The 13,743-nt window shown below is 54.5% G+C and carries 14 protein-coding genes and 2 tRNA genes; 7 read left to right on the top strand and 9 right to left on the bottom strand.

Going from position 1 to position 13,743, the window contains the following annotated elements:
- Positions 1–48 precede the first annotated feature (48 nt).
- Positions 49–1,248, top strand: a complete 1,200-nt coding sequence (gene punC, locus G0034_RS09340; protein WP_032636819.1) for a purine nucleoside transporter PunC — start codon at positions 49–51, stop codon at positions 1,246–1,248.
- Positions 1,249–1,546: 298 nt separating this feature from the next.
- Positions 1,547–2,695 (top strand): cyclopropane fatty acyl phospholipid synthase, encoded by a 1,149-nt coding sequence (gene cfa, locus G0034_RS09335; protein WP_014883549.1) that lies wholly within the window; start codon positions 1,547–1,549, stop codon positions 2,693–2,695.
- Between the two features lie 32 nt (positions 2,696–2,727).
- Here the strand turns inward: cfa and G0034_RS09330 are convergent, their stop codons facing one another.
- The gene (locus tag G0034_RS09330; protein ID WP_014883548.1) at positions 2,728–3,369 is read right to left on the bottom strand and encodes a riboflavin synthase; all 642 of its coding nucleotides are present in this window, start codon (positions 3,367–3,369) and stop codon (positions 2,728–2,730) included.
- 224 nt (positions 3,370–3,593) lie between these two features.
- Between G0034_RS09330 and mdtK the strand changes: the two genes are divergently transcribed.
- The 4 genes from mdtK (at position 3,594) to G0034_RS09310 (ending at position 6,992) form a co-directional block, all read left to right on the top strand.
- Positions 3,594–4,967 carry an MdtK family multidrug efflux MATE transporter gene (mdtK, locus tag G0034_RS09325; RefSeq protein ID WP_014883547.1) on the top strand — a complete coding sequence of 458 codons (1,374 nt, stop codon included), beginning with the start codon at positions 3,594–3,596 and terminating at the stop codon, positions 4,965–4,967.
- A 153-nt stretch (positions 4,968–5,120) separates the two neighbouring features.
- A tRNA-Val gene (locus tag G0034_RS09320) sits at positions 5,121–5,197 on the top strand.
- A 4-nt stretch (positions 5,198–5,201) separates the two neighbouring features.
- Positions 5,202–5,278, top strand: a tRNA-Val gene (locus G0034_RS09315).
- Between the two features lie 118 nt (positions 5,279–5,396).
- Positions 5,397–6,992, top strand: coding sequence for an FAD-NAD(P)-binding protein (locus G0034_RS09310; RefSeq protein ID WP_179120747.1), 1,596 nt, complete (start codon positions 5,397–5,399; stop codon positions 6,990–6,992).
- A 28-nt stretch (positions 6,993–7,020) separates the two neighbouring features.
- Here the strand turns inward: G0034_RS09310 and G0034_RS09305 are convergent, their stop codons facing one another.
- Positions 7,021–7,656 (bottom strand): carbonic anhydrase, encoded by a 636-nt coding sequence (locus tag G0034_RS09305; protein ID WP_014883545.1) that lies wholly within the window; start codon positions 7,654–7,656, stop codon positions 7,021–7,023.
- A 72-nt stretch (positions 7,657–7,728) separates the two neighbouring features.
- A complete protein-coding gene (locus G0034_RS09300) occupies positions 7,729–8,511 on the bottom strand; it encodes an MBL fold metallo-hydrolase (protein ID WP_048996052.1) in 783 nt (260 codons plus the stop codon).
- Positions 8,512–8,636: 125 nt separating this feature from the next.
- On the opposite strand from G0034_RS09300, the gene G0034_RS09295 reads away from it, so the two are divergent.
- Positions 8,637–8,777, top strand: coding sequence for a hypothetical protein (locus tag G0034_RS09295; RefSeq protein ID WP_063613973.1), 141 nt, complete (start codon positions 8,637–8,639; stop codon positions 8,775–8,777).
- Positions 8,778–8,824: 47 nt separating this feature from the next.
- Here the strand turns inward: G0034_RS09295 and G0034_RS09290 are convergent, their stop codons facing one another.
- The 6 genes from G0034_RS09290 to G0034_RS09270 form a co-directional block, all read right to left on the bottom strand.
- Positions 8,825–10,231: a DUF1996 domain-containing protein gene (locus G0034_RS09290; RefSeq protein WP_179121320.1), complete on the bottom strand. Its 1,407-nt coding sequence runs from the start codon at positions 10,229–10,231 to the stop codon at positions 8,825–8,827.
- A 145-nt stretch (positions 10,232–10,376) separates the two neighbouring features.
- Positions 10,377–10,544: a hypothetical protein gene (locus tag G0034_RS23310; protein WP_014883542.1), complete on the bottom strand. Its 168-nt coding sequence runs from the start codon at positions 10,542–10,544 to the stop codon at positions 10,377–10,379.
- A gap of 108 nt (positions 10,545–10,652) precedes the next feature.
- Positions 10,653–10,862: a fumarate hydratase FumD gene (fumD, locus tag G0034_RS09285; protein ID WP_014883541.1), complete on the bottom strand. Its 210-nt coding sequence runs from the start codon at positions 10,860–10,862 to the stop codon at positions 10,653–10,655.
- A 110-nt stretch (positions 10,863–10,972) separates the two neighbouring features.
- On the bottom strand, positions 10,973–11,785 hold the full coding sequence (locus tag G0034_RS09280; protein ID WP_179120746.1) for a MetQ/NlpA family ABC transporter substrate-binding protein: 813 nt from the start codon (positions 11,783–11,785) through the stop codon (positions 10,973–10,975).
- 23 nt (positions 11,786–11,808) lie between these two features.
- Positions 11,809–12,477, bottom strand: coding sequence for a methionine ABC transporter permease (locus tag G0034_RS09275; protein ID WP_045282011.1), 669 nt, complete (start codon positions 12,475–12,477; stop codon positions 11,809–11,811).
- Positions 12,470–13,492 (bottom strand): methionine ABC transporter ATP-binding protein, encoded by a 1,023-nt coding sequence (locus G0034_RS09270; protein ID WP_014883539.1) that lies wholly within the window; start codon positions 13,490–13,492, stop codon positions 12,470–12,472. Before G0034_RS09270 ends, G0034_RS09275 begins: the two co-directional genes overlap by 8 nt.
- Positions 13,493–13,743 lie beyond the last annotated feature (251 nt).

Raw genomic sequence — 13,743 nt, 5'->3', positions numbered from 1 at the left:
CCTACACTCTGCGCCAATGTACACCTGCCTCCTCAGGAGAAGAAAATAATGCAACCCAGGAAAGGTTTTTTAGTCTGGCTCGGCGGCTTAAGCGTGCTGGGCTTTTTAGCCACCGATATGTACCTGCCGGCTTTCGCCGCCATGCAGGAAGATCTGCAAACCCCTGCCGCCGCGATCAGCGCCAGCCTGAGTTTGTTCCTCGCCGGTTTTGCCTTCGCGCAGCTGCTGTGGGGACCGCTCTCGGATCGCTTTGGCCGCAAGCCGGTATTGTTGCTCGGTCTTGCCATTTTTGCCGTGGGCTGTCTGGGGATGCTATGGGTTCGCGACGCCACCTGGCTGCTGGTACTGCGTTTTATTCAGGCAGTGGGCGTCTGCGCCGCAGCCGTCACCTGGCAGGCGCTGGTCACCGACTACTACCCGGCGAACCGTACAAACCGAATTTTCGCGACCATTATGCCGCTGGTGGGGCTTTCCCCTGCCCTCGCCCCGCTGCTGGGTAGCTGGATCCTCGCACATTTCGACTGGCAGGCCATCTTTGCCACGCTGTTTGCCATCACGCTGATCCTGATGCTGCCGGCGTTCGCCCTCAAGCCCGCGCATAAAAAAGAGGCGCATGCCGACGCCAGCCCAATTACCTTTGCCTCCCTGCTGAGCGCCAAAGCGTATCGCGGTAATGTGCTGATTTATGCTGCCTGCTCGGCGAGCTTCTTCGCATGGCTGACCGGTTCACCCTTTATTCTGCACGATATGGGTTATAGCCCGGCGGCCATCGGTCTGAGCTATGTTCCGCAGACCATCGCGTTCCTGGTTGGCGGGTACGGCTGTCGCGCGGCGCTGCAAAAATGGGAAGGCCAGCAGATGCTGCCGTGGTTGCTGGTGCTGTATGCGTTGAGCGTTATCGGGACCTGGGCCGTCGGCTTTATTCCCGGCGTCGGTCTGGCTGAAATTTTGATTCCATTCTGCGTAATGGCCATCGCGAACGGCGCGATATACCCTATCGTTGTGGCGCAGGCGCTTCGTCCCTTCCCGCAGGCGACAGGCCGTGCGGCCGCACTTCAGAATACGCTGCAACTAGGGCTGTGCTTCCTGGCCAGTCTGGTGGTCTCGGCGCTGATTGCCACACCGCTCCTGACCACCACCAGCGTGATGCTGGTTACCGTTGCGCTGGCCGGCATGGGCTATCGTATGCAGGCAGCCGCGCAGCGTGCGCAGGATAACCGCGCGCAGGCAGAAACGTCACATGCGTAATTACTGCAAAAATTATGTAACTTTTCGGTGATTAGGTTGCTAACAATTTTCTATTGAATCACCAAATTTTGCGGCCTATACTAAATTTGGTTCGATTAAATACGATAAATATTAAGTGTTAACGGGAGCCGGAGTGCTCCCGTTTTACCATGGAAGGCATTTCGGCAAGGGTTATCTCCCTTCCTCTGTTCTACGTCGGATACTAGCCTCGCGGTATATACCGTGAGATTTCTCACAAACCAAAAAAAGCGTCTACGCTGTTTGAAGGTTCTGATCACAGTAGGGTGATGGAGAAGCTATGAGTTCATCGTGTATAGAAGAAGTCAGCGTTCCGGACGATAACTGGTCCCGGATCGTCAGTGAACTGTTAGGTCGAGCAGGCATCACGATTAATGGATCATCGCCATCCGATCCTCAGGTTAAACATCCCGACTTTTTTAAACGCGTGTTACGAGAGGGATCGTTAGGCCTGGGAGAAAGTTATATGGATGGCTGGTGGGAATGCGAACGGCTGGATATATTTTTCACCCGCGTTTTGCGTGCTGGTCTGGAAAATCAACTCCCTCGCCATCTGAAAGACACCCTGCGCGTCGCCTCAGCCCGCCTGTTTAACCTGCAAAGTAAAAAACGCGCCTGGATCGTCGGCAAAGAGCACTACGACCTTGGCAACGACCTGTTCAGCCGTATGCTGGACCCCTTCATGCAATATTCCTGCGCCTACTGGAAAGAGGCATCGACGCTTGAAGAGGCGCAACAGGCCAAGCTGCGTCTGATTAGCGAGAAACTGCAGCTTGAGCCCGGAATGCGTGTGCTGGATATCGGCTGCGGCTGGGGTGGGCTGGCGTATTTTATGGCGAAGCACTATGGCGTCAGCGTCGTCGGCGTCACGATTTCAGCAGAACAGCAAAAGCTGGCGCGAGAACGCTGCCAGGGTCTTGATGTTGACATCCGGCTGCAGGATTACCGTGACCTGAACGAACAGTTTGATCGTATTGTCTCCGTGGGTATGTTCGAACATGTTGGCCCGAAAAACTACGACACCTATTTTGACGTCGTGGATCGCAATTTGAAACCAGACGGCATTTTCCTGCTGCACACCATCGGGTCTAAGCGCACCGACAACAACGTCGACCCGTGGATCAACAAATACATCTTCCCGAATGGCTGTTTACCGTCCGTGCGCCAGATTGCCAACGCCAGCGAGTCCCATTTCGTGATGGAAGACTGGCATAACTTTGGCGCGGATTACGACACCACATTGATGGCATGGCATGCACGTTTTCAGGAAGCCTGGCCGGAGATTGCGGACAACTACTCTGAACGATTCAAGCGGATGTTTAGCTATTATCTGAATGCCTGCGCGGGGGCGTTTCGCGCGCGGGATATTCAGCTCTGGCAGGTTGTTTTCAGCCGAGGGATTGAGCACGGCTTGCGGGTCGCCCGCTAAAAAAAATAACCCCGGTTACCCGGGGTTATTTTTTATTCGTCTTCTGTGCTCGTTATTATTGCCGCTTCTTTTGCCGCCAGCACGCGCTCAACCGTATCCACTACCGCCTGGGTTTGCGGATCGATTTCGATATTCACGCGATGCCCGAGTTTTTTCGAACCCAGCGTGGTGCGTTGCAGCGTTTCAGGAATTAAATGCACGCAAAAACGCGTTGCCGTCACTTCTCCAACCGTCAGGCTAATCCCATCAATGCCAATAAATCCTTTATAGAGGATGTATTTCATTAATGACGGATCCTGCATTTTGAACCAGATTTGACGGTTATTTTCCGAGGTCACGATTTTCGCCACTTCAGCCGTGGTCATGATGTGCCCCGACATCAGATGGCCGCCAATCTCATCACTGAACTTCGCCGCACGCTCAACGTTGACGGTATCACCTACAGCCAGCTCGCCCAGATTAGTAATACGCAGGGTCTCTTTCATTAAATCAAAGCTGATCTTGTTGCCATTAATTTCGGTGACGGTCAGACAGCAGCCGTTATGGGCAATCGAGGCGCCGGTTTCGATGCCATCAAGCATATATTCCGGCAGCTCTACAACATGCGTACGAAAATTAGGTTTTTCATCAATGGACACCACTTTGGCAGTGCCCTGCACAATACCAGTAAACATGCTTACAACTCCTGTTTTCTCCGGACGGTGGTTACACCGTTTAATCCCACCACAATAACAGTTGGAAAAAGAGGTTGCCAGCGGAGCGCATTTTCTGGCGATTTTTTCACTAGATAAATAGCTAAAGCCCGCTACAATAGCTGGCACCCCCCGCATTTTCTTCTTGCTGCCCGTTACGGCGGCTTTTTTAGTCTCTCTTATAACTACAAAATAAAGGTGTTCACGTGCAGAAGTACATGAATGAAGCGCGGCAGTTATTGGCACTGGCGATACCAGTGATCATCGCGCAAGTGGCCCAGACCGCAATGGGATTTGTGGATACCGTCATGGCAGGTGGCTATAGCGCCACTGATATGGCGGCCGTCGCCATCGGTACATCAATCTGGCTTCCGGCCATCCTGTTCGGCCATGGTCTGCTGCTCGCGCTGACGCCGGTTATTGCTCAACTTAATGGTTCGGGACGTCGCGAACGCATTGCCCATCAGGTCCGCCAGGGGTTCTGGCTGGCCGGATTTGTCTCCGTGCTGATTATGGTCGTGCTCTGGAACGCCGGTCATATCATTCGCGCGATGGATAACATTGACCCTGCACTGGCTGACAAAGCCGTGGGCTATCTGCGTGCCCTGCTCTGGGGGGCACCGGGCTACCTCTTCTTCCAGGTGGCGCGTAACCAGTGCGAAGGCCTGGCGAAAACCAAGCCCGGGATGGTGATGGGCTTTATCGGCCTGCTGGTGAATATTCCGGTGAACTATATCTTTATTTACGGTCATTTCGGGATGCCAGAGCTGGGCGGCGTCGGCTGCGGCGTGGCAACCGCGGCGGTCTACTGGGTGATGTTCTTCTGTATGCTTACCTTTGTGAAACACGCCCGCTCTATGCGCGATATTCGTAATGAGAAAAGATTCAGTACGCCGGACTGGAGCATCATGACGCGCCTGATGCAGTTAGGCTTGCCGATTGCGCTGGCCCTGTTTTTTGAAGTGACGCTCTTTGCCGTCGTCGCCCTGCTGGTCTCCCCACTGGGGATCGTTAACGTGGCCGGGCACCAGATTGCGCTCAACTTCAGCTCCCTGATGTTCGTTCTGCCGATGTCGCTGGCGGCGGCGGTGACGATTCGCGTCGGCTTCCGCCTGGGTCAGGGCTCGACGCTGGATGCGCAAACGGCCGCACGGACCGGGCTGGGCGTCGGTGTCTGCATGGCGGTCTGTACGGCGCTCTTTACCGTTGCATTACGCGAGCAAATTGCCCTGCTCTATAACGACAACCCGGAAGTGGTGGCACTGGCCTCGCACCTGATGCTGCTCGCCGCAGTGTACCAGATTTCAGACTCTATCCAGGTGATTGGCAGCGGCGTGCTTCGCGGATACAAAGATACGCGCTCCATCTTCTTTATCACCTTCATCGCCTACTGGGTACTGGGACTGCCGTGCGGCTACATCCTGGCCCTGACCGATCTGGTGGTTGACCGCATGGGACCCGCCGGGTTCTGGATGGGCTTTATCATTGGTCTGACGTCAGCCGCGATCATGATGATGATGCGCATGCGCTTCCTGCAGCGCCAGCCATCAACCGTAATTTTGCAACGCGCTGCGCGTTAAATACGCAGTAGCCGCCTGCTGGCGGCTACTTTCTCTTCACTTTGCGCGGTAATGAAGCAATCGCGTGAAATCAGAGAGAAAAATGCATTTTCCCTCTTGCCACCTTGATGCTGTGCCGCTAATATTCGTCCCCGTTGTCACCGACAACACGTTGCGTTCATAGCTCAGTTGGTTAGAGCACCACCTTGACATGGTGGGGGTCGTTGGTTCGAGTCCAATTGAACGCACCATTCTGCGTCCGTAGCTCAGTTGGTTAGAGCACCACCTTGACATGGTGGGGGTCGGTGGTTCGAGTCCACTCGGACGCACCATTTCAGTCCTGAAATGGTGCAAATTCTCCTCAGATACCCTGATTTTTCTTAATCCCTTATTTTCATCATTATTCTCCTGCTACGCTTTTCTTATGGAAAAAATACAGGAAGCGCGTTGATGAAGAGTATCGCCATTATCGGCTCCGGCCCCACAGGGATTTACACCTTTTATCATCTGCTTAAAAACAGCACCCCGCTCTCAGTTTCCGTCTTTGAACAGGCCGATGACGCTGGCGTGGGCATGCCTTATAACGACGACGATAATTCTCGCCTGATGCTGGCGAACATTGCGAGCATTGAAATCCCGCCCATTTTTATGACCTACCTCGACTGGCTGAAGGGACAGAGCGAAGCGCACCTGGCGCGTTTTAAGGTAGATAAAACCACGCTCCACGATCGGCAGTTCCTGCCCCGGATCCTGCTGGGTGAATATTTTCGCGACAGCTTGCGAACCATCGTCAAAGAAGCTAAAAAGCAGGGGTTCGAGGTTAACATCCATGAATCCGCCGCCGTTACCGACGTCATCCCCTCCTCAACCGGCGTCACGCTTTCCGTCAATGGCAACATCTTTCCTGAACGCTTTGACCTTGCGGTTATCGCCACCGGTCACGTCTGGCCAGACGAGGACGAAGCCACGCGCACATTCTTCCCAAGCCCGTGGTCCGGTCTGATGGACGCCCGCATTCCCCCTTGCCGCGTTGGCATTATGGGAACATCGTTAAGCGGTCTGGATGCGGCGATGGCGGTGGTGATGCAGCACGGTGAGTTCCGTGACGGTAAATTCATCCTGGACGAAGGCAGTGAAGCGTTAAACATTACGCTGATGTCGCGGACAGGCATTCTGCCGGAAGCCGATTTTTACTGCCCTATCCCTTACGAACCGCTGTCCGTTTTAACCGCATCCGTGGTTGAAGGCGAGATAGCCAAAGGATCGGATGGCCTGCTTGACCGCATTTTTGCCCTGATGGTGAAAGAGCTTCAACGTGCCGACCCGGCATGGTGCGAGAAAATTTCTCTGCAACGCCACAACGCCGACAGCCTGCGTGACGCCTGGTTTGAGGATCGTCAACAGCACGGCCCGTTTAGCTGGGCGGAAGAGAACCTCAATGAAGTTGAACGGAACAAACGCGAACGGCGCACCGTCGCCTGGCGCTATACCGTCCTTCGGCTGCATGAGGTCGTTCAGGAGATTGTTCCCCATCTTAGCGATCAGGACAGAGAGCGCTTCAAAAACGGGCTGGCCCGCGTGTTTATCGACAACTATGCGGCTATCCCTCCGCAGTCTATCCGCAGACTGCTTGCGCTTCGCGAGGCTGGCATCATCAGCGTGGCGGCCCTGGGCGACGACTATACGCTGGATGTTGGCAGCGACCGCACGGTGGTGTCCACAAAAGAGACCGTTTACCGCTTTGACGTTTTCATCGATGCACGCGGGCAAAAGCCGCTCAAAACCAAAGATCTGCCTTTCCCCTCACTGCGCAGAGCGCTGGAAACGACCGGCGACGAGATACCCGATGTCGGTGAAGATTACACGCTAAATGCGCCTGAAACGGTTCGCGGGCGCATCGCGTTTGGCGCGATACCGTGGCTGATGCACGATCATCCCTTTGTTCAGGGGCTGGCGGAGTGTGCAGAGATTGCAGAGGCGATGGCCAGGGCGGCTGAAAAACCGTCCACAGGTTTACGGCGTCGATTACCGTACGTAGAGAACTGACAGGGCTTCCTTGCCCTGCAACGCGATATTACTCGAAGAAGACGTCCGGGTTTTCAGACAGCGAGACAAAGGTTTTCGTCGCTTTATCCAGGGCACGAATTTCGCCGCTTTCAATGTCATAGACCCAGCCGTGCAGGCGAAGGGAATTGTTACGCAGCCCCACCGCGACGGACGGGTGAGTCTTAATGTTGCTCAGTTGCGCAAACACGTTCTCCTGCACCATCGCATTCACTTTATCGAGCGGCTTATCCCAGGTTTTCTTCTCAACCACGGCTTTGGCCGCATCGGAATAGCGCAGCCAGTGTGAAACAGCAGGCATCGGCTCCAGGTTCGCGTTATCGGCAATCGCCTTCATCGCGCCACAGTTGGAGTGGCCGCAGATGACGATATCCGTCACGCCCAGCGCCACAACCGCGTATTCGATAGTGGCGGAGACACCGCCAGGCTCAGGCCCGAACGGCGGCACAATATTACCAGCATTACGAATGACAAAGAGTTGTCCCGGCTCTTGCTGAGTAACCAGTTCCGGGACCAGACGGCTGTCGGAGCATGAGATGAACAGCGCTTTGGGATTCTGGCTGGACGCTAAACTGCGAAAGAGCTCTTTACGTTGCGGGAAAATCTCTTTTTGAAAGCTGAGAAAACCTTCAATGATATGTTGCATAGCAATTTCTCTTTTATCTGTTTTAGTTTAGGTATGATCGCGATCACACTAGTAAAGTTTACCCATCGCGCTTCACTTCAGACAAGCAATATATTTCTGGCCCGACCGCTGAACGATAGCGTCGGCATTCGCCGGAATGTTCTGCCCTTCGAACGCGCCGTAAAGACGGGCGAAAGATTTGCCCACCAGGCGCCGGGTGACCTCCTCAACCTTGCGGGCAGGCAACGGAAGCATATTCGGGTAGCTCCACATAAACGACACCGCATCCTTCCCGGGGGTGACCTGCAGAATATCCCCCGCCAGCAAAACGCCCTCGCCTTCCTGCCAGTGCAGCACCGTGCCGCCTGCGAAATGGCCGCCGAGACGCAGCAAAGTAACCGATGGCACGATCTCCAGCGCATCGCCCTCCCAGTAATTAATCGCCGGACTGGCGCGCATCACCCACTCGCGATCGCTGGCGTGCAGATAGACCGGCGCATCAAACGCCGCGGCCCACTCCTGCATGGTGGTGTAATAGTGCGGATGGGAAATCGCAATGGCGCGGAGGCCGCCGAGCGCGGTGATGATAGCGTGGGTGGCCGGGTCAAGGTTGGCGATGCAGTCCCACAAAATATTGCCGTGTGGGGTACGCAGCAGCAACGCGCGCTGGTTAATCGCAAAAGACGGTACCGTTTTGATGCTGTACAACTGCGGCTCCAGCTGCTGCCATTTATTCGCGTGCGTGGCCGTTACCGTCTCATACTCGATCCACGCCTGGCCGCTGGCCGGGACATACTGACGTTCATCCTCGCAAATCGGGCATCTTTCCGGCTGTGCATCGTAGGAGGTACCGCAGGTTTTACAGAGTGTAATCATGAGCGCTCCTCAGTGATAAAGCACTGAGTATGGCAGGGATTATCCTTATGTGCTGCGTGGTACATTGCTGGCTTTTTTTGCCCTATACTGTGCTCGTATCAATAACTGAACATAGCAGGTGCAACATGGAAATTGATCTCGATAACCTGGTTTTTACCGGACTGGATGAAGCGGAAGAACGCAACGCGGAACGTCTGGATGACGCGGACAAAAAAGCCCAGGCGATTGTCGCCGACGACGACTGCGGTGATGCCTGCAAGATCTGATAAAAAGCACCGGCTGACCGGTGCTTTTTTTGGCACTCAACGGAGAGCTACAGTTCAGGCGTCTTTTTAAACCCCGTCAGCATCAGTACAAGGCTTTGCTCCGACGAAGCCGGTTCAAACTGGTAATGGTTTCCCTGGCGGTCGCCGCCGATATACCACGAGATTTCGGTTTTCCCTTCCGCCAGCGCCTTGCGCACGGCTTTGTCGACATCCACCATTCTGTACTCGCGCGAGTGGTTGAGATACAGCACAGCATCGGATCGATAGCTGCAGGCCGGGCGGTCAGCCCAGTTCACCGTTGCAGGATCCCAGTCGTTGCTGGCCGGATAGAAGAAGATCTGATCGGCGCCGTCAGTTTCTACCTTACCGCCGTATATGCGAACGCGATATTTAAACAGAGAAGGATCCTGTCCCGCTGGCAGCGTCGGGATCGTAAACTTCACCAGTGAGAGGGTTTCACTGTTTTGCGTTCGGCCTCCGTTCTGCCAGTTATCCTGCACCAGCAAAGCCTGCGGCTGAGGCTGGGAGAGCCCCGGCTCAAGGCTGCTTAGCCAGACGTTTGCCTGCGCTTTTGAATAGGCATATGGCACGGTCGTGCCGCAGTCCAGCCCGCGATTCATACACAGTTCGGTCATAAAGCGCGCCCCCTCTTCCGTCCAGCCATTCATGAAATCAGCATGCGCAGTGTAGAGACTTCCCCAGCGTTCTTCGCGTTCGTCACCATGCATAATGGGGTCAAGAGAAAGCTGTACTTTGCTGGTATCAAGGGATGAAATTGTCGGAAGTACATAAGCGATGTTCATGTTCACGGTCGGAATTTTCACCGGAAACGCGGTCGGGCATTGCCCTTTCGTATCGTACGTCGCATTGGCAACGCCGTGAGCGGGCTTGAGATTCACGCCATCCCAGCAGTTGGGAAACTGAATACCGATATTAAACTGCACGGCGTCTCCCGCCTTGCGTAGCCCGCACACTTCGCCTGTTTTTGTCGTGTAACCTTTGCCGTTAGCACATAAGAACGTGATATGTGGGTTAGGCGCAAATCCATGGTGATCCCCCGCCAGCAGTGACAGCCCCGCCGGGAAAGGCTGCAGCGGCCAGGTTTCCACATTCGAGGCCTGATAATAGGTTTTTTGATACGCGGGTTTTACGATAGTGCCATCAGGCAGCCGCAGCGAAGGTGCCCAGTATGCCGAGCTATCCGCTTTATTATCGCAGGTGGTTTCTTCCAGCTTGCGCAGGGTTTCCCTGGTCGAGCTGGCATCGGTGTGCGTGTTGCCGAAGAAGTCATGCAGCATGGCCTCGTTGGGCCTGCCAAACATCATAATGGCATCATCGCCAAGGGTATGGGAGTAGCCGCAGACGACATGTGCCTGTGGCGCAGCGTGTGCCGCATGCATGGCGAGAAGTAGCGCAGGGGCTGAAAGAGCCGCGGTTAACGTGGTCCGTTTCATCATTATCTCCATTAATGAAAGGACCTATAGGTAACAAACAACGGGTTAATTAACCGAATGATTCACCGCGTACTTTTCTCCTCATTGTGGCTTTACACACGTAACGCACAGCTCATTCCAGTACATTTCGCGCGTGCGGCGCAGTTCAGCGTGACGTTTTATCATGGAACCACTCCGGGTCTATGTTAGCAACGTCCACGCCGTACAGGCTGGCAGCAGGCAGTATTGACTCAAGAACACGTTGCGCGCTGTTCTCCGCATTCACAGGTCGGGTGGCAAAAAACCGCCGTAACGTGCTGATCCATTTTTTCATCGTCTTGCCCCTCTTGCTTCACCTGCGTTCAGTAAAACACCCATTAACAATGGAGGGGAAATAACAATAACGACTGATGATATGCGGGATCTGAGAAACGCGGGTGCATCACCCGGCGAGCGCTTTAACCACCGTCTCCATCGCTTCGGTTGTCAATTCGCTGCGCTTGATGCGCTGGTTCGCCAGCGCCGTGCGCAGCACACCCGCAATGACAATATGCTTCGGCTCCTGCCCTAAATCACGCATCTCAAGTACTACCTTACCGACCACCCGGCACATCTCCTGGTACAGCGCTTCATCTTTGGTCACGTTACCCATCGTCATCACTCCGTTGCCTTTTAAACGTTGAGCTTAAATGATTCTCCTGCCGGATACAAAAAAGAAGCCCGGCGAGGATCTCGCCGGGCTTCATCTGTAAAATCAGCTAATTAGTTATTAACCGGAATCACAGCACCTTTGTATTTGGTGCGGATCCAGTCCTGAATCTCTTTGGAGTGCAGCACGTTCACCAGTGCGACGATGTCCTTCTTCTTCTCGTCACCGCGATGCACGGTAATGATGTTGGCGTACGGGTTATTTTCACCGCTCTCTACCGCAATCGGGTCGTGCACCGGGTCCAGACCGGCGTCAATCGCATAGTTGGCGTTAATCACGACCGCAGCGCCTTCATCGTTGTTGTACATCTGCGGCAGCAGAGAGGCTTCGACGTTAGGCGTGAACTGCAGCTTCTTCGGGTTCTCAACGATGTCGCTGATACGCGCCGTCACTTTGTCGATGCCAGGCTTCAGCTTGATCACGCCCTCTTTTTCAAAGATGGAGAGAATACGGCCTTCTTCGGAAACGGCATCACGCATAATGATCTTACCGCCTTCCGGCAGGTCCTTCAGCGACTTGTACTTTTTGGAGTAGATACCGATTGGCTCAATGTGGATAGCACCCGCACTGACAAAATCGTAATCCTTATCGCCCGCGTGATCTTTCAGCACGCTGTTCAGGTAAGGAATATGCTGGAAATAGTTGGCGTCAATGTCATGACCCGCCAGCGCGGTGTTGGGCAGAATGTAGTCCTGGAACGGTTTAATCTCCAGGTCAATCCCCTGCTTCGCCAGAATCGGCTTTGCCAGCTCCAGAATTTCGGCGTGCGGGGTGTTGGATGCGCCCACAGTCAGCGTATCCGCCCAGGAGGCGAAGCTCAGGGCGCTCAGGGTGGCTGCGGCGATCAGTGTCAGTGTTTTTTTCATGATGTGGTTCCTGTGTGTATTTATTAGCGTTTATCTAACAGAGAAGTCATAGCGTCGCCGCAGAACTGGATAATGAAAACGATGATCAGAATGGTCACCGTTGCCACCAGCGTGACGTCACCATGGTTGCGCTGGAATCCTTCCAGATAAGCCAGATTTCCCAAACCGCCGGCGCCAATCACCCCCGCCATGGCGCTGTAACTCACCAGCGCAATCAGCGTTACCGTTATCCCTGATACCAGTGCAGGTGATGATTCCGGCAGTAAAACCCGAAACACGAGCGTGCTCAGTCGTGCGCCCATTGAGCGCGTTGCTTCGATTACCCCTTTGTCCACTTCGCGCAGGGCAATCTCCACCAGGCGTGCGTAGAACGGCGCGGCCCCCACAATCAGGGCCGGCAGCGCCGCGTTGGCACCAAGAATGGTACCGACGATGGTCTTGGTGAACGGGATCAACAGGACGATCAGAATGATGAACGGTATTGAGCGAAACACGTTCACCACAATCGAAATCACGCTGTAGACCGTGCGGTTTTGAAACAGCCCGCCGCGCGCGGTTAAGAACAGCGCCAGGCCCAGCACGATCCCCAGCACAAAGGTCGCCACCCCGGAAAGCGCGGTCATGTACAGCGTCTCCTGCGTCGCCGACCAGAGCTGATCCCATTTGAGGTGCGGGAAGAGATTCTCAGCCATGTTTAATGACCTCGCCTTCAATATCGCTGTGCTTCAGGTCGGCGAGGATATTGTTCAGTTGTTCATCAGATGCCACGACGTGGACCCAGAGCTGGCCGAAAACACCGTGGGCGGTTTGCGTCATTTTCCCGTGCAGGATATTAAACGGCAGACCGTAGCGCAGGGTCAGCTCACCCACGACCGGCTTGTGCGTGCTGTGGCCGGTAAAGGTCAGACGGATGACCGTGCCTTCCAGATCGTTTGCCAGTTCGGTATTGAAGGTTTCTTCCTCGGCGTACTGACTTACCTGGCGGACAAACTGCTGCGTAATCGGCTGCTGCGGATGGGTGAATACACTCAGCACATCCCCCTCTTCCACCACCTTACCGTTTTCCATCACCGCCACGCGGTCGCAGATCTTGCGCACCACATGCATTTCGTGGGTGATCAGCACGATGGTCAGCTTGAAACGACGGTTGATATCCAGCAGCAGATCGAGGATCTGATCGGTGGTCTGCGGGTCGAGTGCGGACGTGGCTTCATCACACAGCAAAACGTCCGGGTTATTAGCCAGCGCGCGCGCAATCCCCACGCGCTGTTTTTGTCCGCCGCTTAGCTGTGACGGGTAGGCATTCTCACGCCCTTTCAGCCCCACCAGCGCCACCAGTTCCGCCACGCGAGCCTTGATTCTGGCTTTTGGCACACCGGCGATCTGCATGGAGAACGCGATATTCTCACTTACCGTGCGCGACCACAGCAGGTTGAAGTGCTGGAACACCATACTGATTTTCAGGCGTGCCTGACGCAGGGCTTCACCTTTTGCGGCGGAGATGTCCTGCCCGTTAATCGTGACGCTGCCAGCGCTGGGTTTCTCCAGACCATTCAGCAGACGAATCAGCGTGCTTTTCCCGGCGCCGCTGTAGCCGATAATGCCGTAAACCTGTCCCTGCTCAATCGTCAAATTGACGTTATCAACGGCTGTGAGCGCCGCCTTACCGTTGTCAAAAACCTTCGAAATATTTCTGAGTACAATCATTCTAATTCATTATCCGATCCGCCAATGGCGGTTTAGAAGTATGGATGTCCAAACGATAGTAAACAGGCGTTATCAGTTTTTAAATGAACAAAAAAGCATGTGTTATAACTTTCAGTAATAAACAACGACTCTACACGGCGGGAAGTATTTAGATTGATTTCAGCAATGATTATCTGCCAGACGCATAACGCTTGACTGATATGCGAAAAAAACGGTCATTATTGCAGCATTTTATGCCGAGATAGCCATCC

Origin of the sequence: Enterobacter sp. T2, from assembly GCF_010692925.1 — a bacterium.
In the GTDB taxonomy this organism is placed as follows: Bacteria; Pseudomonadota; Gammaproteobacteria; order Enterobacterales; family Enterobacteriaceae; genus Enterobacter; species Enterobacter kobei.
Note: the sequence above shows the minus strand (reverse complement) of the source record. Positions and strands in the feature narration are given on the sequence as shown.

Excerpts from the sequence above, each read along its gene's own strand:
- G0034_RS09310 (WP_179120747.1), top strand. The coding sequence starts at position 5,397 with ATGAAGAGTATCGCCATTATCGGCTCCGGCCCCACAGGGATTTACACC.
- G0034_RS09305 (WP_014883545.1), bottom strand. The coding sequence starts at position 7,656 with ATGCAACATATCATTGAAGGTTTTCTCAGCTTTCAAAAAGAGATTTTC.
- cfa (WP_014883549.1), top strand. The coding sequence starts at position 1,547 with ATGAGTTCATCGTGTATAGAAGAAGTCAGCGTTCCGGACGATAACTGG.
- G0034_RS09290 (WP_179121320.1), bottom strand. The coding sequence starts at position 10,231 with ATGAAACGGACCACGTTAACCGCGGCTCTTTCAGCCCCTGCGCTACTT.
- G0034_RS23310 (WP_014883542.1), bottom strand. The coding sequence starts at position 10,544 with ATGAAAAAATGGATCAGCACGTTACGGCGGTTTTTTGCCACCCGACCT.
- G0034_RS09295 (WP_063613973.1), top strand. The coding sequence starts at position 8,637 with ATGGAAATTGATCTCGATAACCTGGTTTTTACCGGACTGGATGAAGCG.
- fumD (WP_014883541.1), bottom strand. The coding sequence starts at position 10,862 with ATGGGTAACGTGACCAAAGATGAAGCGCTGTACCAGGAGATGTGCCGG.
- G0034_RS09275 (WP_045282011.1), bottom strand. The coding sequence starts at position 12,477 with ATGGCTGAGAATCTCTTCCCGCACCTCAAATGGGATCAGCTCTGGTCG.
- G0034_RS09270 (WP_014883539.1), bottom strand. The coding sequence starts at position 13,492 with ATGATTGTACTCAGAAATATTTCGAAGGTTTTTGACAACGGTAAGGCG.
- punC (WP_032636819.1), top strand. The coding sequence starts at position 49 with ATGCAACCCAGGAAAGGTTTTTTAGTCTGGCTCGGCGGCTTAAGCGTG.
- G0034_RS09280 (WP_179120746.1), bottom strand. The coding sequence starts at position 11,785 with ATGAAAAAAACACTGACACTGATCGCCGCAGCCACCCTGAGCGCCCTG.
- G0034_RS09300 (WP_048996052.1), bottom strand. The coding sequence starts at position 8,511 with ATGATTACACTCTGTAAAACCTGCGGTACCTCCTACGATGCACAGCCG.
- G0034_RS09330 (WP_014883548.1), bottom strand. The coding sequence starts at position 3,369 with ATGTTTACTGGTATTGTGCAGGGCACTGCCAAAGTGGTGTCCATTGAT.